The organism is Streptomyces dryopteridis (assembly GCF_049606955.1).
Taxonomy (GTDB): domain Bacteria; phylum Actinomycetota; class Actinomycetes; order Streptomycetales; family Streptomycetaceae; genus Streptomyces.
In genome coordinates, this window is sequence record NZ_CP187113.1 from 4,336,770 (window position 1) to 4,360,193 (window position 23,424).

Below are 23,424 nucleotides of genomic sequence, written 5' to 3' on the forward strand. Positions count from 1 at the left end.
TGCGGAATTGTCCCGACGCCACCGCGGGGTGGCGACAGACGCTCGTCAGGCTCAGGCCTGGTGCTTGAGGATGTAGTCCGCGGCGTCGCCGACGGTCTTGAGGTTCTTGACGTCCTCGTCCGGGATCTTCACGTCGAAGCGCTCTTCGGCGGCGACGACGACCTCGACCATGGACAGCGAGTCGACATCCAGGTCGTCGGTGAAGGACTTGCCGAGCTCGACGTCCTCGACGGGGATGCCGGCGATCTCGTTGACGATCTCGGCGAGGCCCTCGACGATCTCTTCCTGGGTGGCGGCCATGTTGGCGCTCCTTCTGTAGCTGTTCGGGTGGTACGGGAGACGGGTGGGACCCGGTCCCTAGGGGAGGGTAACGACCGTCGCGGCGTAGACGAGTCCCGCCCCGAAGCCGATGACGAGCGCGGTGTCACCGCTCTTCGCCGCACCGGTCGCCAAGAGCCGCTCCATCGCGAGCGGGATCGAGGCGGCCGAGGTGTTGCCGGTGGTCTCCACGTCACGGGCGACCGTGACGTGCTCCGGCAGCTTCAAGGTCTTCACCATCGAGTCGATGATCCGCATGTTCGCCTGGTGCGGGATGAAGACGTCCAGGTCGTCCGCGGTGATCCCGGCGGCGTCGAGCGCCTGCTGGGCCACCTTGGCCATCTCGAAGACGGCCCAGCGGAAGACCGCCTGACCCTCCTGCGTGATGGCCGGGAACTTGTTGCCGTCGCCGGGGCCCTGGTACTCGGTCCACGGCACGGTCTGCTTGATCGTCTCGGACTTGTCGCCCTCCGAACCCCACACGGTGGGGCCGATGGCCGGCACGTCGGACGGTCCCACGACCACGGCGCCCGCGCCGTCGCCGAACAGGAACGCGGTCGCGCGGTCCTCCAGGTCCGTCAGGTCCGAGAGCCGCTCCACGCCGATGACCAGCACGTATTCGGCGGAACCCTCGACGACCATGCCCTTGGCCAGGGTCAGCGCGTAGCCGAACCCGGCGCAACCGGCGGAGATGTCGAAGGCGGCCGGCTTGATCGCGCCGACCCGGTCGGCGATCTCGGTGGCCACGGCGGGGGTCTGCTTGAAGTGCGAGACCGTCGAGACGATCACCGCGCCGATCCGCTCGGCGGGGATGCCGGCGTCCGCGAGCGCCTTGCCCGAGGCTTCGACCGACATCATCGTGACGGTCTCCTCGGGGGAGGCCCAGTGACGCGTGGCGATCCCGGACCGGGACCGGATCCACTCGTCGGAGGAGTCGATCTTCTCCAGGATCACCTCGTTGGGCACCACCCGGGTCGGGCGGTAGCCGCCGACCCCGAGGATGCGCGCGTACGGGGCGCCCTGCGAAGGCTTGATCTTGGTCATGGGTGAGGGCACTCCTTGTCTCACGCGGACGCGTGCGCGGAGACCAGCTCCGCGGCGGCGGCGAGATCGTCCGGGGTCTTCAGGGCCACGCTCGGCACGCCCTTGAGGACGCGCTTGGCCAGACCCGTGAGGGTCCCACCCGGGCAGAGTTCGATGATCCCGGTGACCCCGCGGGACCCGAAGGTCTCCATGCAGAGGTCCCAGCGGACCGGGTTGGCGACCTGGCCGACCAGACGCGCGAGCACCTCGGCGCCCGAGTCCACGACCAGACCGTCCTTGTTCGACACGTACGTCACGGTCGGGTCGGCGGGGCTCAGCGTCCGCGCCGCCTCCGCGAGCCGCTCCACGGCCGGGGCCATGTGCGCCGTGTGGAACGCGCCCGCCACCTTCAGCGGGACCACCTTCATGGCGCCCTCGGGCTTGTCCTGCGCGAGCGCGGCGAGCTGCTCGGCGGTGCCGGCGGCCACGATCTGCTTGGCGCCGTTGATGTTGGCCGGGGTCAGCCCCAGCTTCTCCAGGTGCGCCACCACGACGTCCTGGTCACCACCGAGCACGGCCGACATGCCGGTCTCGGCGACGGCCGCGGCCTCGGCCATGGCCAGACCGCGCTTGCGCACCAGGGACAGTGCCTCGACCTCGCTCAGCACACCGGCGTACGCGGCGGCGGTGAACTCGCCGACGCTGTGGCCGGCGACGACGTCGACACGACCGGCCGCGTCCAGCGCGGACGCGGACAGCAGACCGGCGGCCACCAGCAGCGGCTGGGCCACGGCGGTGTCACGGATCTCGTCCGCGTCGGCCTTCGTGCCGAAGTGGACCAGGTCGAGCTCGATCACCTCGGACCACGCGGCGAGGCGGTCGGCCACACCGGGAAGGTCGAGCCAGGGGGTCAGGAAGCCGGGCGTCTGAGCGCCTTGGCCGGGAGCGACGAGTACGAGCACCCTCACACTCTCTCTTGTGTTCGGTTCACCGCGCCCGTGGGGACAGGGACGAAGAACCACCGGGGGAATTGTTGATGTCCGACAAAAGTCTAGGGCCGGGCCTCACCGTCGACCAGGCGCCCCAGGATCAGCGCGATCCTCAGCGTGAAGGCCGAGCGGACGTCGGAGGGTGACCAGCCGGTGACGTCTGTCACACGACGGAGCCGGTAGCGAACCGTGTTGGGGTGCACGAAGAGCATGCGAGCGGCCCCCTCCAGGCTACTCGCCTGTTCGAGGTACACGCTCAACGTCTCCAGCAGCGCCGAGCCCGCCTCCTCCAACGGTCTGTAGATCTCCTCCACCAGCTGGTCCCGAGCGGAGGGGTCTCCGGCGATCGCCCGCTCCGGCAGCAGATCGTCCGCCGCCACCGGCCGCGGCGCGTCCTGCCAGGCCGAACACGCCTTCAGACCGGCCGCCGCCGCCTGCGCCGACCGGGTCGCCGTCAACAGGTCCGGAACCACCGGCCCGGCCACCACCGGCCCCGCCGCGAACGGCCCGATCAGGCCCTTCGCCACCTGCACCGGGTTGTCGTTGCCGCCCGCGATGACCACCAGCCGGTCCCCGAGCACCCCCGTCAGCACCTGCACCTTCGCGTGCCGCGCCGCCCGCCGGATCGCCTCCACCGTCAGCTCGCTGTCACCGTCGGGCGCCGTCCCCAACACCACGCACACGTGGTCGGGCGAGTTCCAGCCCAGCGCCGCCGCCCTTGACAGCGCGCCCTCGTCCGCCTCCCCCGACAGCACCGCGTTCACCACGAGGGACTCCAGCCGGGCGTCCCACGCGCCGCGCGCCTCGGCGGCCTGCGCGTACACCTGCGCCGTCGCGAACGCGATCTCCCGGGCGTACACCAGCAGCGCCTCGCGCAGCGTGGACTCGTCCCCGGGGGCCGCGACCTCTTCGATCGCCGCCTCCATCACCTCGATCGTGGTGCGGACCATCTCCACCGTCTGCCGCAGGGTGATCGCCCGCGTCAGCTCGCGCGGGGCGGTCCCGAACACGTCCGTAGAGATCGCCTGCGGGGTGTCCGGATGCCGGAACCACTCCGTGAACGCCGCGATGCCCGCCTGCGCCACCAGACCGATCCACGACCGGTTCTCCGGGGGCATCGCCCGGTACCACGACAGGGTCTCGTCCATGCGGGCGATGGCGTGCGCGGCCAGGCGACCGGAGGACTTCTCCAACCGGCGCAGGGTCGCGGCGTGCGGATGGGCGGCGGCGGACGGCGCGGCCTGCGGCTGCGTCGAGCGCACGGCGGAGAGATGGCGTTCGGCTTCGGGCACGGGACAAGCCTGCCCTATCGGCGCGCCGGCCCCGAAGCCCCGAGCTCCCGCGCGGCTACCGTGACCCCCATGACGGACGCACGACTCGACGTACGACGCGCAGCCGAGCGGCACCCCGGCGGGGACCCGGCGGCGGGCATCGCGACCCTGCACGCCTTCTCCTTCGGGTCCTGGTACGACCCCGACAACCTCCGCTTCGGCCCCGTGATCGCCTGCAACGAAGAGGCCCTGGCCCCCGGAGCCGGCTTCGCCGAACACCCCCACGGCAATGTGGAGATCGTCAGCTGGGTGGTCGAGGGGGCCCTCGGACACGCCGACTCCACCGGCCGCGAAGGGGTGCTGCGCCCCGGCGACGTGCAGGTGCTGGACGCCGGGAGTGGGGTTCGACACACCGAGCGCAACGCCGGCCCCGAACCCCTGCGTTTCGTGCAGTTCTGGCTCGCCCAGGCGGATCCGACGGCGCTGGGCGAGGCCCCCTCGTACCGGCTCGTGGCGGACATCGGGGACGGCGAGGAGGTGGACCTGCCGCGCTCGGGGGCCCGGCTCTCGGTCCGCCGCCCGGGCGCCGGCGAGAAGGTCGCGGTCACGGCCGGCCCGCGGGCCTACGTGCACGTGGTCCGCGGCGACCTGCGGATCGGCGGGGCCGACGCGGGCACCGAACTCGGGCCGGGGGACGCGCTGCGGATCACCGGCGGGGCGGACGCCGACCCGGTGGAACTCGTGGCCGGCTCGCCCGCCGAACTGCTCGTGCTGACCCTGCCCTGATCCGTCAGCTCGCGCGCAGGTCCGCCAGCACGGCGTCGGTGAAGGCCGGCCACACCTCGACCGCCCACGGCCCGAAGGCCCGGTCGGTCAGCGCCACGCACGCGGCGCGGGCCCCCGGGTCCACCCACAGGAAGGTCCCGGACTGCCCGAAGTGCCCGAAGGTCCGGGGCGAGGAGGCCGAGCCGGTCCAGTGCGGGCTCTTGCCGTCGCGGATCTCGAAGCCCAGGCCCCAGTCGTTCGGGGTCTGCCGGCCGTACCCCGGCAGCAGCCCCGCGAGCCCGGGGTGGACCACGGCGGTGGCGGCGGCCACCGTGCGCGGGTCGAGCAGGCGCGGCAGCTGCAGTTCGGCGGCGAAGCGGGACAGGTCGGCGGCGGTGGACACGCCGTCCTTGGCGGGCGAGCCCTCCAGGGAGCTGTTGGCCATGCCCAGCGGCTCGAACACGGCCTGGCGCAGGTACTCGGCGAAGGGGATCCCGGTGGCCTTCGCGATGTGGTCGCCCAGCACCTCGAAGCCCGCGTTCGAGTACACCCGGCGGGTGCCGGGCGCGGCCGTCGCGCGGTGCTCGTCGAAGGCGAGGCCGCTGGTGTGGGCGAGCAGGTGACGGACGGTGGACCCCTCGGGCCCGGCCGGCTCGTCCAGTTCGATCGCCCCCTCCTCGTACGCGACGAGGGCGGCGTACGCGGCCAGCGGCTTGGTCACCGAGGCCAGCGGGAAACGGTGGTCGGTCGGGCCGTACGCGGCGTGCGTCGTGCCGTCGGCACGGACGACGACGGCGGCCGCGGTGGGCACCGGCCAGGACTCGATCAGCTCTCGCGGGGTGGGCAGGCTCTCCATGCCGGCGAGCCTACTTGCTTGGAGTGCGCTCAAGGGTTCTAGCGTGGTGGTCATGACGAGCCTGACGGAGACGCGGTACACCATCAGCGAGGTCGAGGCCCGCACCGGTCTGTCCCAGCACACGCTGCGCTGGTACGAGCGGATCGGGCTGATGCCGCAGGTGGACCGTTCGCACTCCGGCCAGCGCAGGTTCACCGACCGGGACCTGGAGTGGTTGGACTTCGTCGGCAAGCTGCGGGCGACCGGCATGTCGGTGGCGGACATGGTCCGCTACGCCGAGCTGGTCCGCGCGGGCGGGCACACGGTCGACGAGCGGCGGGAGCTGCTGGAACGGACGCGCCGCGAGGTGCGGGCCCGCCTGGCCGAGCTCACGGACGCGCTCGCCGTCCTGGACTTCAAGATCGACTCGTACGCGGGGAAGGAACGATCGTGACCGACATCATCGAGCGTGTGGAGCTGGGCAAGGGCGGACCCCTGGTGGGTGCGCAGGGCCTGGGCTGCATGGGCATCAGCGAGTTCTACGGGGACACCGACGAGGCCGCGGCCCGCGACACCCTGGACGCGGCCCTGGAACACGGGGTCACCCTGTTCGACACCGCCGACATCTACGGCCGCGGCCGCAACGAGGAGTTCCTGGCCCCCTTCCTCGCCGCGCACCGCGACGAGGTGGTGCTGGCCACCAAGTTCGCCATCGAGCGCACCGACGACCCGCAGTACCGGGGCATCCGCAACGACCGCCCGTACATCCGGCAGGCCGTCGAGGACAGCCTGCGCCGGCTCGGCGTCGACCGCATTGACCTGTACTACATGCACCGGCGGGATCCGGCCGTGCCGTTCGCCGAGTCGGTGGGGGCGATGGCCGAGCTGGTCGCCGAGGGCAAGGTCGGGGCCCTGGGGCTGAGCGAGGTGACCGGGGCGGAGCTGCGCGAGGCGCACGCCGTGCACCCGATCACGGCCCTGCAGTCGGAGTGGTCCCTGTTCAGCCGGGACGTGGAGCGCAGCGCGGTGGGCGCGGCGGCCGAGCTGGGCGTGGCCTTCGTGCCCTATTCGCCGCTCGGGCGCGGCTTCCTGACCGGCTCGTTCGCCGACGCAGGGCAGGAGCTGTCGGAGGGCGACTTCCGGCGCTACCAGCCCCGGTTCTCGGGGGAGAACGCGAAGGCCAACGCCGAGCTGCTGGAGCCGATCCGCGCCGTGGCCGCGGCGCACGGGGCCACGCCGGCGCAGATCGCGCTGGCGTGGGTGCAGCAGCGGGCCTCGGTGCACGGGCTGACCGTGGTGCCGATCCCGGGCACCCGCAAGCGTTCGCGGCTCGCGGAGAACGCGGCGGCGACCCGGATCCGGCTGTCGGAGGCGGAGCTGGCCGCGCTGGAGCCGATCGCGGGCCGGGTGGCCGGCGACCGCTACCCGGACATGAGCTCCACCTCGGCGGCGCGCGAGGGCTGAGGGCCCTGTCGTGGGCGGGCGTTCCCGGAGGGTTCCGGGGGCGCCCGCCCTCGCGTGCGGTCGGGTGGGCTCAGGGGCGCACGGCGAAGCGGTCGCGCAGGGCCGCGTACTCCTCGTCCGTGAGCAGTCCGGCGCTGTGCAGTTCGCCGAGGTGGCGCACGCGGTCCTCGTAGGGCGCGGCTTCCGTGTCGGGGGCGTCGGGCCCCTCGGGGCCGCCGGTGAGGTCGACGGCCGGTCCGCTCGCGGGGCCCCCGCGCCCGACGAGCGTCTCGGGTACGTCGTAGTCGCCGACCCGGCGGCGGGCCGGGCGCGGCACGGCCGGGTTCGTGTCGGGGAGGCGGGCCCGTTCGCGGACGGCGTGCAGGAGGGCGGCCGCGAAGGGCAGCGACTCGTGCACGGCCCCGCGTCCGAGGAGGACGGAGTCGAGGTCGTGGTCGGGGCGGGGGTCGGCGGCCCGGTCGTCGGCGCGCGGGATCAGGCGCAGGTGTCCGTCGGGGAGCTCGGGGGAGCGCCAGGAGATCCCGCCGAGTTCGGACAGGGCCCGGACCTGGTCGCCGGCGCGCCATTTGGTGCCGCTGGCGCCGGTCCGGGACCAGCGCAGGGTCACCTGCGAGCCGTCGAAGCGGATCCGGGCGTCGGAGCCCTTGAGCTCGCCGCTGCTCGGCGGCGGGTCCACGAGGAAGCGCGCGGCGGGTTCCCCGGCCTCGGGGCCGAGCCGGGCCCGCAGGTCCTCGGCGAAGACCCGGGCGAGGTCGGCCCGGTCGGCGGGCACGGTGAGGCGGTGCGGATCGGTGTCCTCGCGCAGTTGTCCGGCGGCGACCTCGGTGAGGGGGTCGGCGCCGGGGCGGGGCAGGAGCCGCAGCGTCAGCGCGTCGCGCTTGCCGCCCGGGCCCTGTGCCACGTGCACGTCGGCGAGGGCGGAGACGGGAATGCGTCGCGGGCCCAGCGCGTGCCAAAGTCGGGGCCCGCGCAGTGCGGGGAGTCTGGGAGTGCGTTCGAAGCGGATGAGCACCGAGTTCGTCTCAGAATCGAACTCCCAGACGGCATGATTTCCGGCCAGTACGTCACCCATGCGGGCCATCGTAAAGGGCGCGACCCGCGTGCGTCCCCCTTGTGGCGGGGGCCGTTTTTCCGGACTCTACGAGGCTGCATCCGCATTTGTCCCGGAAATCCCCTGACGGCACTCGGGATCCGACGGGGCGCAGACGAGGGAACCGAATGCGCCGGTTCCGATTTTGGCGAAGTTGTCCAGAGAGCCGGTGTGTGGCTCGAAATAGCCGGTGTGGCTGTGGGCGCCGGTGGTGTCGAGGCGACGGGCCCCGAACGCCGGGTCCATCGGGTCGGGGCCGTGTCCGAGCCCGCCGAACTCCAGGTGCGGCACGTCGGCGATCCAGTCCCCGGCGTCGCGCAGGGCCCAGACCCGGGCCCGGCCGCCCAACTCGGCCGCGTCGTCCACGCGCATGCCGGGGCTGCCGGCGACGACCAGGTCCGTGACCCGGTCGCCGAGGCCCGGGGCGGCCGATCCGCACACCACCGTGCCGTAGCTGTGGCAGTACAGGGCCACCGTGCCGGTTCCGGGCAGGGCCGTGACCAGGGCCTTCAGTCGGGCCGCGCCCGCGATGGCCAGCCGGCCGGCGGCCGCGTCGACGCCGAGGCCGACCGGGCTCGTGTAGTCGGCCCAGGCGATCACGGCCACCGGCAGCCGGGGGTCGGCGGCGCGTTCGGCGTCGTAGAGGGAGCGGGCCATGCCGACGGGCGCGGTGTAGCGGCGGCTGGTGCGCTCGAAGGTGAGCACGTCGGTGTCCACGCCGGGGACCACGACGGAGATCCGGGCCGCCGTGCCGAGGTCGCCGAAGACCTCGGCGGCCCGGCCGCCGCCGGTCGGGTCGAAGGAGAGGATCTGCCGGCCGGGTTCGCGCAGGGAGTCGAAGCGGTGGGCGCGGCGTCCGGCCTGCTCGCGGTCGGCGGGGGAGAGCCGCACGTCGCGGGCGCGGGCCTCCTCGATGCCCTCGGCGACGGCGAGGGCCGCGCGGTTCGCGCGGTAGCGCAGGGCCACGGGGGCGCCGTCGAGACCGCCGACGACCAGGGGGTGGGTGTCGGTGAGGCGGGTGCGGGCGGCGGGGGAGAGGCGGGCGAAGAACTCGGAGACCACCCGGGCCGGGGCGCCCGCGGCGGGCACCGGGCGGCCGTCGATCCGGGCCGAGGCCCAGGCGGCCAGGGCGGCGGCGCGGGGGGAGGGCTCGGGCATCGGGCGGTGCACGGCGGTCCAGCCGGTGGTCGTGAGCAGCACGAACACGACGGCGAGGGCGAGCAGCACCCGGACGGCGGCCGGTCGGCGCGGTTCGGCGTGCGCGGGGCCCGGCATCCGGCGGACCAGGCGGACGGAGCGGCCCGGCAGGTGGGCGGTCCGGGGAAGCGGCGGCGCGGCGAGGGGCGTGAGGGTGCTGGTGGGGCCGGGCACGCGCGACTTCCTTGCTGTCCGTGACGGGGCGGGCGGTGTGCTCGGGCCGGGCGGGGTGGGCGCGGCCGGGGGACACGGCGGAACGTGGGCCCGGCACGGAACGGGTACGGGCACGAACAACCAGCCTAGGAGACGATTTCGGCTGTTCGGGAGCGGGGTGGCCGGTGTCACGGGGCGGGTCCGCCCGGGCGGCGCAGGCCGGGGGCCGGCCGGTGGATCTCGGGGCGCCCGGTCCGAACTGCGGATTCGCCGCGCCGGCGGGGCCCGGGCGCGGGTGCGCGGGCGGGCCGGCACGGTGTCCGAGGTCACGTTTCGGCCGGGCGTGCGCGGGGCGCCGGGCGTAAGGGGTGGATCAGGGCCGGGGCGGGGCCGGTGTCGGGGTCTGGGTCGGGGCCGGTGTCGGGGCGAGGGGGGCGCCGACGGGGCGCCAGGCCATCGCGAGGGCCGGGCCGATGCCGTCGACGTGCCGCAGGGTCATGGCGCGGATCGCGGCCACGCTGATGTCGTCGCCCTGCCCCCACAGCCGGCCGGTCACCCGCATCACCCCGCAGAACGCGGCGACCAGCACTCGGGGGCGCGGGTCGACGTCCACGTCCAGGCCCTCGCGGCGGGCGATCAGCGCGGCGAGTTCGGCCTCCAGCTCGGTGGAGCGCCGCAGGTGCACGGCGAGCAGGGCGGGGGTGGACTCGATCAGCCGGTAGGAGCGCAGGTAGAGGTCCACGGGGACCACGTCCGCGATGGCCTCCTCCACCGTGTCCCAGGCCGTGAGCACCGCGTTCCGCATGGCCTCCAGCGGGGCCTCGCCGGGCGGGCGGGCGGTAAGCGCGACCAGGAAGTGGCCCTCCACCACGTCCTGCACCGCGAAGGCCACCTGCTCCTTGTTGGCGAAGTAGCGGAAGAAGGTGCGCTGGGAGACCTCGACGGCCTCGGCGATCTCGTCGACGGTGGTCCGCTCGTAGCCCTTCGAGGTGAACAGCAGCAGCGCCGCCCGCAGCAGCGCGTCCCGGGTGCGGCGCTTCTTGCGCTCGCGCAGGCCGGGGCCGGGCGGCAGCGGGACGGGCGGCAGCGGGACGGGCGCGGCCGGGACGGGCGCGGGGGAGGGCCGTCGGTCGGGCGTCACGGCGGTGTCCTCGTCCTCTCTGGTGCGACGGCGCGGCCCGGGTCGGTGCGGCGCCGCCGCGGTTCACACGGGTGCGCGCGGCCGGGACGGCCCCGGGGGACCGGAGGGGGTGCGCGGGCGGGCGGGAGGCCCGCGGCGGTCGCGGACGTCCGCGAGCTGAGCCGTCAGCCTACCGGTGCGGGCCGGGACGGCTGAAGGGTTCGGCACGGCCCGGAAGGAGCCCGCACGGGGGATCTTCGAGGCGCGGGGAGCGGGACGGGGCGCCGCGCGCGCTCCCCGCGTCCGCCGGGCCGCCCCGGTCGGGCCGGCGCGGCGGGGCGCGGGCACCGGCAGGTCAGGGGCGCGATACGCGATGGTTCCCGGCCGGCAACAGAACTGTCAGCCGCTGCCACTACCCTGATCACATGACTAGTCAGATCACCGTCGCCGACCGAGAGGCCGTCAAGGGGCCCGGATCGGGACAGAGTTCGGGACTGCGCGGACACCCTTGGCTCACCCTCTGTGCCGTGGCGATCGGTGTCATGGTCGTCACCCTGGACGGCACGATCGTCGCCGTGGCGAATCCGGCCATCCAGAAGGACCTCGGAGCGAGCCTCTCCGCCGTCCAGTGGATAACCAACGGCTACCTGCTGGCCCTCGCCGTCTCCCTGATCACCGCCGGCAAGATCGGCGACCGCTTCGGGCACCGCCAGACCTTCCTCATCGGCATCGCCGGCTTCGCCCTCTCCTCCGCCGCCATCGGCCTCTCCGACGGCGTCGGCCTGGTCATCGGCTTCCGCGTCGCCCAGGGCCTGTTCGGGGCCCTGCTGATGCCGGCCGCGCTCGGCCTGCTCCGGGCCACGTTCCCCGCCGAGCGCCTCAACATGGCCATCGGCATCTGGGGCATGGTCATCGGCGCGTCCACCGCCGCCGGTCCCATCGTCGGCGGCCTGCTCGTGGAACACGTCAACTGGCAGTCCGTGTTCTTCATCAACGTGCCCGTCGGCGCGCTCGCCCTCGGCTTCGGCCTGGTCATCCTCGTGGACCACCGCGCCGCCAAGGCCCCGCGCTCCTTCGACCTGCCCGGCATCGTGCTCCTGTCGGGCTCGATGTTCGCCCTGATCTGGGCCCTCATCAAGGCATCCGAATGGGGCTGGGGCGACCTCAAGACGGTGTTGTTCCTCGGCGGATCGGTGCTCGGCTTCGTGGCCTTCGCGATCTGGGAGACCAAGACCCGCGAACCGCTCATCCCGCTGGGCATGTTCCGCTCGCTGCCGCTGTCGGCGGGCACCGTGCTGATGGTGCTGATGGCCTTCTCCTTCATGGGCGGCCTCTTCTTCGTCACCTTCTACCTGCAGAACGTGCACGGCATGAGCCCCGTGGACAGCGGCCTGCACCTGCTGCCGCTCACCGGCATGATGATCGTCGGCTCGCCGCTGGCCGGCGCCGCCATCACCAAGGTCGGCCCGCGGATCCCGCTCGTGCTCGGCATGCTCGCGACGGCCGTCGCCTGCGCCGGCATGTCCCGGCTGACCCCCGAGACCGGCACCGTCACCATGTCCGTGTGGTTCGCCCTCCTGGGCCTGGGCCTGGCCCCGGTCATGGTCGGCGCCACCGAGGTCATCGTCGGCAACGCGCCCCTGGAGCTGTCCGGCGTCGCCGGCGGCCTCCAGCAGGCCGCCATGCAGGTAGGCGGCAGCCTGGGCACGGCCGTCCTCGGCTCGGTGATGGCCTCCACCGTCGGCTCCGAACTCGCCGACAACTGGACCGGAGCCAAGCTCCCGCCCATCCCCGCCGAGCAGCTGCCGCTCGCCGAGCAGGCCGTCTCGGTGGGCGTCGCTCCGGTCGCGCCCGGAATGCCCGCGCCGGTGGTCGAGACGATCACGAACGTCGCGCACGAGACCTTCGTCTCCGGCATGAGCACCGCGTTCACCGTCTCCGCGGTGGTCGCGCTGGTGGCCGCGTGCGTCGCGGCGCTCACCAAGCGCGGCGAGAACGCGCCGGCGGGCGGCGGCGCCGCGCACATCTGACCCGACGCGCAACCGCACGAAACCCGGGCCGGCGCTCACCCCTTGGGGGTGGGCGCCGGCCCGCGTGCGAGGGGATGGAGGGAAGCGGAAACGCGGCGGGCAGGGTGTTCAAGGGCCCCTGTAAATCCGTCACCAACCGTTACCACACCCGCGCCTATTCCCGCACGCCGAGCATGTCGCCTATCAGGGTGAAAGCCGCGCGGGCCCCTTCCGTCGGGACGTTCTCGCAGGTCACCGTGGATCCAGCAGCCCGGAAGCGTACTGGGGTGCGAATCGACAGGAGTGATCCACATGCGCGTGCACACAGTGACGACCCCCGCCCAGACCCCGACCCCCGCCCCCCTCCGTGAACCCTCGCCCGACGCCTCGGTCCACACCCCGATCCACCCCGGTGAGCGCGTCCCCCACCGCCCCACGCGGCCGATGCCGCCGACGCCCCCGGCGCCGGGAGCCCCGACCCCCACCGACGGCGCCGCGGCGAGCCCCCCGACCCCGCGCGCCCCACACCCGGACACCGCCGCCACGACCGTGATCACGCGCTCCACCCGAGCCGCACGGCCCGACGCGAGTCCGACGACCCTGCCCACCACCACCCGTCCCGAGAAGCAGACGCCGGCCCGCGCTGCTTCCATCACCACGACGCTGAGCGCGCGGCCGGACGCGAGTCCGACGGACCTGTCCACCGCCACCCAGCCCGAGGAGCCGGCGCCGGCTCGCGCGGCACAGGCTGCTTCCGCCACCACGAGGGTGAGCGCGCGGCCGGACGCGGCGGTGACTGACCTGCCCACCAGCACTCGGCCCGAGGAGCAGACGCCGGCCCGCGCGGCACACGCCGCTTCCCCCACCACGATGGTGAGCGCGCGGCCGGACGTGGGGGCGGCCGGGGGCGGATCCGGTACCGTCCCGGCCTCCGGCCCCAACACGGCCGCGCGGGCCGACGGTGATCCGGGGGTTCGTGGGACCGGCGCCGAGTCCTCCGGGCCCGAGAGGGCCGAGCGCGGGGCGGTCGCGGCGTCCGGGTGCTCGGGCTCTCGGCGGCAGCGCCGACGGGTGGGGCGGACCGGAAACGGACACGGGCCGGGCGCGATCGGGGCCGCCGGCGGGCCGGGGCGCGGGCCTCGGGCCGGGCGTCGACTGGCGGCGTTGTCGGCGCTGGTCGCGGGTGTGCTCCGGCCGCGACCGCTCACGGCCAGGCCGGCGGCCTCCCCGTTCGGACCGGCGGCGGCGCCCGCGCCGAACGCCGGGGCCTGCCCGACCAGCGCGGCGCTCCGCCCCCGGATCCCGAGCCCGACGCGGATCCCGTACCCGGTCCCGACCCGCGCGGACGGCCGCGCCGTCGACGGCCCGCCGGCCGGCGGGTACGGCGTCGCCGGATCCACCGGGGTGCCCGGCGATCCGGGGGAGCCGGGAGGCGCGGGCGGGGCGTCCGGCGGGGTGCCGCGCCGGCCCCGGGGCCCCGGCGGTCCCCGGTCGGGGGCCGCGGACCGGTTCTCCGGCCGGGCCGGGGCCGCGGCCCTCGTGCTCGCCCTCACCGCCGTCCTCCCGGCCGGCACCGCGCCCCTGGCGCACGCCGCCCCGCCCGCGCCCGCCCTCGGGGCCTGCGCCACGGGACAGTTCTGCCTGTGGGCGAAACCGGAGTTCAAGGGCACCCGGCAGACCCACGAGCTCAGCTCGGTGGGCGTGGAGAGCTGCGTGGCCCTCCCGGCGGGCCGCACCGCCCAGTCCCTCGCCAACCGCACCGGCCGGCCGATCACCACGTACCAGTCGGCGGAGTGCGAGGAGACGGGCGAGTTCCAGACCTACCCGGGCGACGGGGTCTGGCTCCCGGCCTCCCCCTACCAGGTCCGAGCCTTCAAGGTCTGGGAAAACTGACCCCACCCCCCATCCCCACCCCACCCCGTCTCCTCGGGGACGCGATCGGGCGCCCGGCAACCCGTCCGGGGTGACGCGGCCACCTCGGTGCCGCGTGGCCCGGGCCCCCGCCACCGGCGACGCACCTCGACGGGGACCCTGTCGCACGGCGCCGCGGCCCCGTAACGCGGAGGTACGCGGTGGGCCGGGCTCCCGCCACCGGCGACGCACCTCGACGGGGACCCTGTCGCACGGCGCCGCGGTCTCGTGCCGCGGAGGTACGCGCACATGAGGGCCCCCGAGCTCTCCCTCACCTGGGTCACCGCCCGCGCGGGCGCGCGGCGTCCCGTTCGGGTGGCGGAACGCCGACGGCCCCGGCGGGGGGCCGGGGCCATCGGGTGGTGCGGGGTGGCCCTGGGGGCCGGGGTGGGTCAGGCGTCGCCGCCGGCCGCGCCGGGGTCGGCCGCCGCGACGTCGAGCAGCTGGTAACGATCGATCGCCTGCTTCAGCACCGAGCGGTCGATCTTCCCCTCCTTGGCCAGCTCCGTGAGCACGGCCAGGACCACCGACTGGGAGTCGATGTGGAAGAAGCGACGCGCCGCTCCACGGGTGTCGGCGAAGCCGAAACCGTCCGCGCCGAGCGAGGTGTAGGTGCCCGGGATCCAGCGCGAGATCTGGTCCGGGACCGAACGCATCCAGTCCGAGACGGCCACGAACGGGCCCTCCGAGCCGGAGAGCTTGCGGGTCACGTACGGGACCCGCTGGTCCTCCTCCGGGTGGAGCAGGTTGTGCCGCTCCACGTCCACGGCCTCGCGACGCAGCTCGTTCCACGAGGTCGCCGACCACACGTCCGCCCGGACGTTCCACTCCTCGGCGAGGATCCGCTGCGCCTCCAGCGCCCACGGCACCGCCACGCCCGAGGCCATGATCTGCGCCGGGACGGAGCCCGCCGTGCCCGCGGCCACCTTGTGGATGCCGTTCAGGATGCCGTCCACGTCCACGTCCGCCGGCTCCGCCGGGTGCTGGATCGGCTCGTTGTAGACGGTCAGGTAGTAGAACACGTCCTCGGCATCCGGGCCGTACATGCGGCGCAGACCGTCCTTGACGATGTGCGCGATCTCGTAGCCGTAGGCCGGGTCGTACGCCACGCAGCCCGGGTTCGTGGACGCCAGCAACTGGGAGTGGCCGTCCGCGTGCTGCAGGCCCTCGCCCGTCAGGGTGGTCCGGCCCGCCGTCGCGCCGAGCACGAAGCCCCGGCTGAGCTGGTCGGCCATCTGCCAGAACTGGTCGCCGGTGCGCTGGAACCCGAACATCGAGTAGAAGACGTACACCGGGATCAGCGGCTCGCCGTGGGTGGCGTACGCCGAGCCCGCCGCGATCAGCGAGGCCGTGCAGCCGGCCTCCGAGATGCCGTCGTGCAGCATCTGACCGGTCGGGGACTCCTTGTAGGCCAGGAGCAGTTCCCGGTCCACGGCCTCGTACTGCTGGCCCAGCGGGTTGTAGATCTTGGCGCTCGGGAAGAACGCGTCCATGCCGAAGGTGCGGTACTCGTCCGGCGCGATCAGCACGAACCGCTTGCCGATCTCCTTGTCCCGCATCAGGTCCTTGAGGATCCGGACGAAGGCCATGGTGGTGGCGATGGACTGCTGCCCGGAGCCCTTCTTGGCGGCCGCGTACGCCTTGTCGTCCGGCAGGTTCAGCGGCTTGGCGCGCACCACGCGGGTGGGCACGTAGCCGCCGAGACCGCTGCGCCGGTCGTGCATGTACTGGATCTCCTCCGAGTTCCGACCCGGGTGGTAGTAGGGCGGCAGGCCCGACTCCAGCTGCTGGTCGGTCACGGGGATGTGCAGGCGGTCGCGGAAGCGCTTGAGGTCGTCGACCGTCAGCTTCTTCATCTGGTGGGTCGCGTTGCGGCCCTCGAAGTTCGGGCCCAGGGTCCAGCCCTTGACCGTGTGCGCCAGGATGACCGTGGGCTGGCCCTTGTGCGCCTTGGCCGCCGCGTACGCCGCGTAGATCTTCTTGTGGTCGTGACCACCGCGCCCGAGGTGCAGGAGCTGGTCGTCGGTCATGCCCTCGACCATGCCGCGCAGGCGGTGGTCGTCGCCGAAGAAGTGGTCCCGGATGTAGCCGCCGGTCTCGGTGGCGTAGGTCTGGAACTGCCCGTCGGGCGTGGTGTTCATCTTGTTGACCAGGATGCCGTCGCGGTCCTGGGCCAGCAGCGGGTCCCAGGAGCGGTCCCAGATCAGCTTGATGACGTTCCAGCCGGCGCCCCGGAACTGGGACTCCAGCTCCTGGATGATCTTGCCGTTGCCGCGCACCGGGCCGTCGAGGCGCTGGAGGTTGCAGTTGACGACGAAGGTCAGGTTGTCCAGGCCCTCGCGCGCCGCGAGGGAGAGCTGGCCGAGCGACTCCGGCTCGTCCATCTCGCCGTCGCCGAGGTACGCCCAAACGTGGGACTTGGAGGTGTCCGCGATGCCGCGCGCCTCCATGTACCGGTTCATCCGGGCCTGGTAGATCGCCCCGAGGGGGCCCAGGCCCATCGAGACGGTCGGGAACTCCCAGAAGTCCGGCATCAGGCGCGGGTGCGGGTAGCTCGACAGGCCGTACGGGGCCTTGGACTTCTCCTGCCGGAAGCTGTCGAGCTGCTGCTCGGACAGGCGGTCGAGGAGGTAGGCGCGGGCGTAGATGCCGGGGGAGGCGTGTCCCTGGAAGAAGATCTGGTCGCCGCCGTCGCCCTCGTCCTTGCCCCGGAAGAAGTGGTTGAAGCCCACGTCGTACAGGGAGGCGGAGGAGGCGAAGGTCGCGATGTGACCGCCGACGCCGATGCCGGGGCGCTGGGCGCGCGAGACCATGACGGCCGCGTTCCAGCGGGTCGCGTTGAGGACCTTGCGCTCGATCTCCTCGTTGCCCGGGAAGAACGGCTCGTCCCGGGTGGCGATGGTGTTCACGTAGTCCGTGCTGCGCATCTCGGGGACGGCCACGCGCTTCTCGCGCGCGCGCTCGATCAGCCGGAGCATCAGGTAGCGGGCGCGCTCGCGGCCCCGCTCGTCGACGGCCGCGTCAAGGGAGTCGAGCCACTCCCGGGTTTCCTCCGGATCGAAGTCCGGGACCTGGCTCGGAAGGCCGCCAATGATGATCGGATTGCGATCGGATGCGGAAGCCACGCTGTTCCTTCGCTGTCGGGGGAGTCGTGTCCTGGGTCACACCGCCTCCCATCGTGTACCGCGGAGAGCCAATCGTCACCTTTACCGGTAGGTAATCCGTGGAGGTTCGGTAGGGAGCGCGGGCGCCCAAACCGCAACCTTACGCCCAAGTCGTTCAGCCGGTTCGTAAGGCCGTTCGGCCCTCAAACAGGTATGAAGGTCCCCAAGGGCCGCCGAATGCGGTCCAATGGTGTGTGATGCGTCACCCGGTGTTCACTCGTGAACGCGGTGGCAGTGGGTCCCCGGTCGTGCCGAGACGGCCGCAATCGTCACCGTTTCGGCGGTCTCGCCCCCCGGGTACTTGCGCGATCCGCCGCGTCCGTGTGGACTACGCCCAATGCTGCGCGTACGCGCGCGGCGCCGAAGACATTCATCGAAAACGAGCAGGAGGCACCCCGTGAGCGCGACCGCGGACCACGCGGAGACCAACCTGGTAGCCCGACTGGGTTTCCAGTCCGGCCAGGTGGTCCAGGAGATCGGCTACGACGACGACGTCGATCAGGATTTCCGTGAGGCCATCGAGGAACACATCGGCACGGACCTCGTGGACGAGGACTACGACGATGTGGCCGATGCCGTCGTGCTGTGGTTCCGCGACGACGACGGCGACCTGACCGATGCGCTGGTCGACGCCCTGGAGCTGGTCGAGGACAACGCCCTCGTGCTGCTGCTGACCCCGAAGACCGGCCGCCCCGGTTACGTGGAGGCCAGCGACATCAGCGAGGCCGCCCAGACGGCCGGTCTCTCGCAGACCAAGAGCGTCAGCATCGGCAAGGAGTGGGCGGCGAGCCGCCTGGTCACCCCGAAGGCGGCCAAGGCCAAGCGCTGAGCCCCCGCCGGGCGTCGTCCCGGCCCCGCAGGGCAGGAGCACGCCCCCGTCACCGTCCCCGCCGGGCCGGTGCCGGGGGCGTGCGCGTTTCCCGCCGTGCTTCGCGCCCGTTCCGCGTCGGGTCCGCCCGTTCCGCCCGTTCCGGCGGGTGCGGTCGGAGCCTGGCCGGAGCCCCGGCGCACCCCCTAGGCTGGGACCGCGCGTGCGTCCCACCTGCGCGCGCCGGAGCCCCGTCCGGGCCGTGCCCCGTGCCCCCGGTCGTCGGCGCCGCCGGCAGGACGGCGAAGGGAATGCGCGAGATGACGGTCGCGGTCGGCGACAAGGCCCCCGACTTCGAGCTCAAGGACAACCACGGGGCGACCGTGCGGCTGTCCGACTTCCGCGGCGAGAAGGCCGTGGTGTTGTTCTTCTACCCCTTCGCGTTCACGGGGGTGTGCACCGCCGAGCTGTGCGAGCTGCGCGACGCGCTGCCCCGGTTCCAGAACGACGAGGTGCAGCTCCTGGCCGTCTCCAACGATTCGGTGCCCACCCTGCGGGTGTTCGGCGAGCAGGAGGGCCTGGAGTACCCGCTGCTGTCCGATTTCTGGCCGCACGGGGAGGTCTCCCGGGCCTACGGGGTCTTCGCCGAGGACAAGGGCTGCGCGGTCCGCGGCACCTTCGTGATCGACGTGGAGGGCGTGGTGCGCTGGAAGGTCGTCAACGGCCTGCCGGACGCCCGGGACGCGGGCGAGTACCTGGCCGCGCTCGAAGCCCTCTGAGTTCCGCGTTCGACTCAACCTGTTCGGCCCCGGAGGCGTCTCACATGGCGCGAAGGGGAAAAGCCCGACAGGGTGGGAACCCGTCACTAGGATCGAAACGTTGATCCGAACAGCAACCGCACGACGGGGCACCGCCCCACACCGAGAACCTATGGAGGACCTGTGGGAGTCAGCCTCAGCAAGGGCGGCAACGTCTCGCTGACCAAGGCCGCGCCGAACCTGACGGCGGTCATCGTCGGTCTGGGCTGGGACGCCCGCACCACCACCGGGGTCGACTTCGACCTCGACGCCAGCGCGCTGCTCACCAACGACCAGGGCAAGGTCGCCAACGACTCGAACTTCGTGTTCTTCAACAACCTGAAGAGCCCGGACGGTTCCGTCGAGCACACCGGCGACAACCTCACCGGTGAGGGCGAGGGCGACGACGAGGCGATCAAGGTCAACCTGGCCGGGGTCCCCGCCGACGTCCACAAGATCGTGTTCCCGGTCTCGATCTACGAGGCCGAGTCCCGCCAGCAGAGCTTCGGGCAGGTCCGCAACGCGTACATCCGCGTCGTGAACCAGGCCGACAACAGCGAACTGGCCCGCTACGACCTGTCGGAGGACGCCTCGACCGAGACCGCCATGGTCTTCGGCGAGCTGTACCGCAACGGTGCCGAGTGGAAGTTCCGGGCCATCGGCCAGGGTTACGCCTCCGGCCTGCGCGGCATCGCGCAGGACTTCGGCGTGAACGTCTGAGTCGGGCACGCCCGCACGTCGAGCCCCGCGGGGGCTCCACGAACACCGTCCGGCGCCGCGCACTCCCGTGTGCGGCGCCGGACGTGCTTGGCCGTACGGCCCCCGGCGACGACGGCCGGGGTCGGTCCGGCCGGGCGCCATCCACACCACGTCGTCCGGGGAGGACCACAGCATGGGCGTCACACTCGCCAAGGGGGGCAATGTTTCCCTGTCCAAGGTCGCGCCGAACCTGACCCGGGTTCTGGTGGGCCTGGGCTGGGACGCCCGCACCACCACCGGGGTCGACTTCGACCTCGACGCCAGCGCGCTCCTGTGCAGCGCCGGCCGGGTGCTGGGGGACCAGTACTTCGTCTTCTACAACAACCTCAAGAGCCCCGAGGGTTCCGTCGAGCACACCGGGGACAACCTGACGGGCGACGGTGACGGGGACGACGAGTCCATCATCATCGACCTCACCAAGGTGCCCGCCGAGGTCGACAAGATCGTCTTCCCGGTCTCCATCCACGAGGCGGACGCGCGTCGGCAGAGCTTCGGCCAGGTCACCAACGCGTTCATCCGGATCGTGAACCAGGCCGACGGCCAGGAGCTCGCGCGCTACGACCTCACCGAGGACGCCTCCAGCGAGACCGCGATGATCTTCGGCGAGGTCTACCGGTACGGCGGCGAATGGAAGTTCAGGGCCGTGGGTCAGGGCTACGCGTCGGGCCTGCGGGGCATCGCTCTAGACTTCGGGGTCAACGTTTCGTAAACCGGTTCCAGACGATGGGGTGCCTGTGGTTCTGAAAACCTTCGGCTGGTCGTTCGCAGTGACTGCGCTCGGCCTGGTCGCAGCGGTGTTCTACGGGGGGTGGACCGCGTTCGGGATCGTGGCGATCCTGTCCGTCCTGGAGATCTCGCTGTCCTTCGACAACGCGGTGGTCAACGCCGGGATCCTGAAGAAGATGAACGCCTTCTGGCAGAAGATCTTCCTCACGGTCGGCGTGCTGATCGCGGTCTTCGGCATGCGGCTGGTCTTCCCCGTCGTCATCGTCGCCATCAGCGCGCAGCTCGGCCCGATCGAGGCCGTGAAGCTCGCGATCAACGACAAGCCGATGTACCAGCAGCTCGTCACGGACGCCCACCCGTCCATCGCCGCCTTCGGCGGCATGTTCCTCCTCATGATCTTCCTGGACTTCATCTTCGAGGACCGGGACATCAAGTGGCTGGGCTGGCTGGAACGCCCGTTGGCCAAGCTCGGCAAGATCGACATGCTCTCGGTGTGCATCGCGCTGATCGTGCTGCTCGTCGCCGCGCTGTGGTTCGGCGTCGAGGCCCACCAGCACGGCGGGACGCACGTGGACAAGGCGCAGACGGTGCTGGTCTCCGGCATCGCCGGCCTGATCACGTACCTCATCGTCGGCGGTCTCTCCGGCTTCTTCGAGAACAAGCTGGAGGAGGAAGAGGAGCGCGAGCACGAGGCCGAGGAAGAGGCCAAGCGCTCCGGCAAGCCGGTCTCGGCCGTGGTCCTCGCCGGCAAGGCCGCGTTCTTCATGTTCCTCTACCTGGAGGTCCTGGACGCGTCCTTCTCCTTCGACGGGGTCATCGGCGCCTTCGCCATCACCAACGACATCGTCCTGATGGCGCTGGGCCTGGGCATCGGCGCCATGTACGTCCGGTCGCTCACGGTCTACCTGGTCCGCCAGGGCACCCTGGACGACTACGTGTACCTGGAGCACGGCGCGCACTACGCGATCGGCGCGCTGGCCGCCCTCCTGCTCATCACCATCCGGTACGAGATCAACGAGATCATCACCGGCCTGATCGGCGTGGTCCTGATCGCCTGGTCCTTCTGGTCCTCGGTGCGCCGCAACAAGCGCCTGGCCCTCGAAGGCGGCGAGAACGGCGGCGAGGCCAAGGACTCGGAACCGGCCGGCGTCAAGGCCTGAAGCACGTGACCGGACCCGTCGAGGCATGACGGGCCCGAAAACGCGGAACGCTCCACAGCGGGGCGGTCGCACACGGTCCCACCGCGGACCGGGCGACCGCCCCGTCCGGCTGTCCGGCGGCCCCGCGGGGGCCCGCGCGGGCGGCCGACGCACACGGGGGCCGGGGGCCGGTTCCCGCCACACGAGGGGGCAGGGGGCGACACATGGGGTTCTTCGACGGGCTCTTCGACGGACTGCGCGGCGGACGCGCGGCGCAGTTCCAGACCGGCGGCACCTCGTCCAACACGATCGAACTCACCAAACGGCGCCCCACGGTCTCCCTGACCGAACAGGGCGCCGTCTCCGGCAACCTGCGGGTCAACCTGTCGTGGCGGATGCGCCCCTCCGACCTCGGCGGACCGCGCGGCGACGGGGTCTCCCTGCTGCGCCACCCCGGCCGGCTGTTCAAACCCGAGATGGTCCAGGGACACACCCAGGGCATGGTCAACGTGGACCTCGACCTGGGCTGTCTGTGGGAGCTGACCGACGGCAGCCGGGGCGCCGTGCAGCCGCTCGGCAACCTGCTCGGCGAGATCAACGGTCCGCCGTACGTGAAGCTCAGCGGCGACGACCGGTTCGGCGCGGCCTCCGGCGAGACCCTGTTCGTCAACCTCGACCACGCCGAGGAGATCAAGCGGCTGCTGGTTTTCGTCTACATCTACGACCAGACCCCGGCCTTCGACCGCACGCACGCGGAGGTCACCCTCTACCCGAGCAACGGCCCCCGGATCGTGATCCCCCTCGACGAACGCCAACCGCAGGCCCGCTCCTGCGCCGTGGTCTCGCTGGAGCACGTCAAGGGTCAGCTGCTCGTGCGCCGCGAGGTGCGGTTCGTGTACGGCTTCCAGGCCGAACTGGACCGGCTCTACGGCTGGGGCCTCCAATGGGGGCCCGGCACCAAGCAGAAGAGCGGCACCCGCCGCTGACCCGACCGGGTCAGCGGCGGACGAACTGCGGGCCCTGGAGCGGCAGCCGGAACGAAGGGTCGCCCACCGGCGCCGGCAACGGCGCCGGGGCCGCCGGTTCCGCCCGCCGGTGTCCCGGGGAGCCGGTGGGCGGGGCCATCGCGGTGGTGGCCGCCCCGGCGTCCGCCTCGGCGCCGGCCGCCGAGGCCGTCGCGCCCTCCGCCTCGCCGGCCGTGCCCTCGTCCACCGAGATCCCGTGGTCGGTGGCCAGGCCGACGAGCCCGTCCGAATAGCCCTCGCCCAGCGCCCGGAACTTCCACGTCTCCCCGCGCCGGTACAGCTCACCGCAGATCAGGGCCGTCTCGGCACCCGTCTCGGGCCGCACGTCGAAATGGGCCAGCGGCTCGTGGGAGGCGCCGGCGCCCGCGTCGTACAGCAGGATCCGCAGGTCCGAGACCCGCTCGAAGGGCACGTCCTCGGCCGAGGCCACGACCAGGATCCGGTGCACGACGGCCGGTACCGCCGGCAGGTCCGCCTGCACGGCGTCCGTGACCGCCTCGCCGATCCGTTTCTTGCCCAGCCGCCACACCGAACCCGAGGGGTGCCGGGGTTGGTTGTAGAAGACGAAGTCCTCGTCCGAACGCACCCGACCGTCGGAGCCGACGAGGAGCGCGGAGGCGTCCACGTCGGGGACCCGGGTGCCGTCGGTCCACCGCAGCACCGCCCGGACCGCCGTGGCGGACACCGGGATGTTCGAGCCCTTCTGCATCGCGTGCGTCATGCCGAACATCCTGCCCTCCCGGCGGGGGCCCGGACAATGCGGCCCCCCGAAGGGTCCGCGTCCGTTTCGTTGGCCGACGCCCCCCTTGTCCCGGGACGCCCGGTCCGGCAAGGTGCCCCGGGGGTTACCCGGATGTCATC

Annotated in this window: 21 protein-coding genes; 11 read left to right on the forward strand and 10 right to left on the reverse strand. The window is 72.7% G+C overall.

Going from position 1 to position 23,424, the window contains the following annotated elements:
* Positions 1-51: 51 nt before the first annotated feature.
* From ACN20G_RS18580 to ACN20G_RS18595, 4 genes are all read right to left on the reverse strand, one after another.
* On the reverse strand, positions 52-300 hold the full coding sequence (locus tag ACN20G_RS18580) for an acyl carrier protein (RefSeq protein ID WP_424213918.1): 249 nt from the start codon (positions 298-300) through the stop codon (positions 52-54).
* Between the two features lie 57 nt (positions 301-357).
* On the reverse strand, positions 358-1,362 hold the full coding sequence (locus ACN20G_RS18585) for a ketoacyl-ACP synthase III (protein ID WP_424213919.1): 1,005 nt from the start codon (positions 1,360-1,362) through the stop codon (positions 358-360).
* 20 nt (positions 1,363-1,382) lie between these two features.
* Positions 1,383-2,303, reverse strand: a complete 921-nt coding sequence (locus tag ACN20G_RS18590; RefSeq protein WP_424213920.1) for an ACP S-malonyltransferase — start codon at positions 2,301-2,303, stop codon at positions 1,383-1,385.
* Positions 2,304-2,392: 89 nt separating this feature from the next.
* Complete coding sequence (locus ACN20G_RS18595; protein WP_424213921.1) at positions 2,393-3,622, reverse strand: PucR family transcriptional regulator; 1,230 nt, start codon at positions 3,620-3,622, stop codon at positions 2,393-2,395.
* 69 nt (positions 3,623-3,691) lie between these two features.
* Here ACN20G_RS18595 and ACN20G_RS18600 point away from each other — a divergent pair, with 69 nt between their 5' ends.
* Entirely contained in the window at positions 3,692-4,387 is a 696-nt protein-coding gene (locus ACN20G_RS18600) for a pirin family protein (protein WP_424213922.1), read from the forward strand.
* Positions 4,388-4,391: 4 nt separating this feature from the next.
* Here ACN20G_RS18600 and ACN20G_RS18605 read toward each other — a convergent pair whose 3' ends face one another.
* On the reverse strand, positions 4,392-5,222 hold the full coding sequence (locus ACN20G_RS18605) for a serine hydrolase domain-containing protein (protein ID WP_424213923.1): 831 nt from the start codon (positions 5,220-5,222) through the stop codon (positions 4,392-4,394).
* A 52-nt stretch (positions 5,223-5,274) separates the two neighbouring features.
* On the opposite strand from ACN20G_RS18605, the gene ACN20G_RS18610 reads away from it, so the two are divergent.
* Together ACN20G_RS18610 and ACN20G_RS18615 are read left to right on the forward strand one after the other, a co-directional pair.
* Complete coding sequence (locus ACN20G_RS18610; RefSeq protein ID WP_424213924.1) at positions 5,275-5,655, forward strand: MerR family transcriptional regulator; 381 nt, start codon at positions 5,275-5,277, stop codon at positions 5,653-5,655.
* The gene (locus ACN20G_RS18615) at positions 5,652-6,665 is read left to right on the forward strand and encodes an aldo/keto reductase (RefSeq protein ID WP_424213925.1); all 1,014 of its coding nucleotides are present in this window, start codon (positions 5,652-5,654) and stop codon (positions 6,663-6,665) included. Before ACN20G_RS18610 ends, ACN20G_RS18615 begins: the two co-directional genes overlap by 4 nt.
* 70 nt (positions 6,666-6,735) lie before the next feature.
* Here the strand turns inward: ACN20G_RS18615 and ACN20G_RS18620 are convergent, their stop codons facing one another.
* The 3 genes from ACN20G_RS18620 to ACN20G_RS18630 all read right to left on the reverse strand — a co-directional run bounded on the left by ACN20G_RS18620 (position 6,736) and on the right by ACN20G_RS18630 (position 10,246).
* Entirely contained in the window at positions 6,736-7,737 is a 1,002-nt protein-coding gene (locus ACN20G_RS18620) for a DUF4429 domain-containing protein (RefSeq protein ID WP_424213926.1), read from the reverse strand.
* Positions 7,738-7,803: 66 nt separating this feature from the next.
* Positions 7,804-9,030 (reverse strand): alpha/beta hydrolase, encoded by a 1,227-nt coding sequence (locus ACN20G_RS18625; RefSeq protein WP_424215567.1) that lies wholly within the window; start codon positions 9,028-9,030, stop codon positions 7,804-7,806.
* A 448-nt stretch (positions 9,031-9,478) separates the two neighbouring features.
* Positions 9,479-10,246 carry a TetR family transcriptional regulator gene (locus tag ACN20G_RS18630; RefSeq protein WP_424213927.1) on the reverse strand — a complete coding sequence of 256 codons (768 nt, stop codon included), beginning with the start codon at positions 10,244-10,246 and terminating at the stop codon, positions 9,479-9,481.
* Between the two features lie 416 nt (positions 10,247-10,662).
* On the opposite strand from ACN20G_RS18630, the gene ACN20G_RS18635 reads away from it, so the two are divergent.
* On the forward strand, positions 10,663-12,255 hold the full coding sequence (locus ACN20G_RS18635) for an MFS transporter (RefSeq protein WP_424215568.1): 1,593 nt from the start codon (positions 10,663-10,665) through the stop codon (positions 12,253-12,255).
* Positions 12,256-13,773: 1,518 nt separating this feature from the next.
* Positions 13,774-14,127, forward strand: coding sequence for a peptidase inhibitor family I36 protein (locus ACN20G_RS18640; protein ID WP_424215569.1), 354 nt, complete (start codon positions 13,774-13,776; stop codon positions 14,125-14,127).
* A 410-nt stretch (positions 14,128-14,537) separates the two neighbouring features.
* Here ACN20G_RS18640 and aceE read toward each other — a convergent pair whose 3' ends face one another.
* Entirely contained in the window at positions 14,538-17,270 is a 2,733-nt protein-coding gene (gene aceE / locus ACN20G_RS18645; RefSeq protein ID WP_424213928.1) for a pyruvate dehydrogenase (acetyl-transferring), homodimeric type, read from the reverse strand.
* Positions 17,271-17,706: 436 nt separating this feature from the next.
* On the opposite strand from aceE, the gene ACN20G_RS18650 reads away from it, so the two are divergent.
* The 6 genes from ACN20G_RS18650 to ACN20G_RS18675 all read left to right on the forward strand — a co-directional run bounded on the left by ACN20G_RS18650 (position 17,707) and on the right by ACN20G_RS18675 (position 22,524).
* Positions 17,707-18,138 (forward strand): DUF3052 domain-containing protein, encoded by a 432-nt coding sequence (locus ACN20G_RS18650; protein WP_424213929.1) that lies wholly within the window; start codon positions 17,707-17,709, stop codon positions 18,136-18,138.
* Positions 18,139-18,437: 299 nt separating this feature from the next.
* Complete coding sequence (locus ACN20G_RS18655) at positions 18,438-18,896, forward strand: peroxiredoxin (protein WP_424215570.1); 459 nt, start codon at positions 18,438-18,440, stop codon at positions 18,894-18,896.
* Between the two features lie 162 nt (positions 18,897-19,058).
* Positions 19,059-19,634, forward strand: a complete 576-nt coding sequence (locus tag ACN20G_RS18660; protein WP_424213930.1) for a TerD family protein — start codon at positions 19,059-19,061, stop codon at positions 19,632-19,634.
* Positions 19,635-19,806: 172 nt separating this feature from the next.
* Complete coding sequence (locus tag ACN20G_RS18665) at positions 19,807-20,382, forward strand: TerD family protein (protein ID WP_424213931.1); 576 nt, start codon at positions 19,807-19,809, stop codon at positions 20,380-20,382.
* Positions 20,383-20,407: 25 nt separating this feature from the next.
* The gene (locus ACN20G_RS18670) at positions 20,408-21,559 is read left to right on the forward strand and encodes a DUF475 domain-containing protein (RefSeq protein ID WP_424213932.1); all 1,152 of its coding nucleotides are present in this window, start codon (positions 20,408-20,410) and stop codon (positions 21,557-21,559) included.
* A gap of 203 nt (positions 21,560-21,762) precedes the next feature.
* Positions 21,763-22,524: a TerD family protein gene (locus ACN20G_RS18675; protein WP_424213933.1), complete on the forward strand. Its 762-nt coding sequence runs from the start codon at positions 21,763-21,765 to the stop codon at positions 22,522-22,524.
* Between the two features lie 10 nt (positions 22,525-22,534).
* Here the strand turns inward: ACN20G_RS18675 and ACN20G_RS18680 are convergent, their stop codons facing one another.
* Positions 22,535-23,284: a TerD family protein gene (locus ACN20G_RS18680; protein WP_424213934.1), complete on the reverse strand. Its 750-nt coding sequence runs from the start codon at positions 23,282-23,284 to the stop codon at positions 22,535-22,537.
* Between the last annotated feature and the right edge of the window lie 140 nt (positions 23,285-23,424).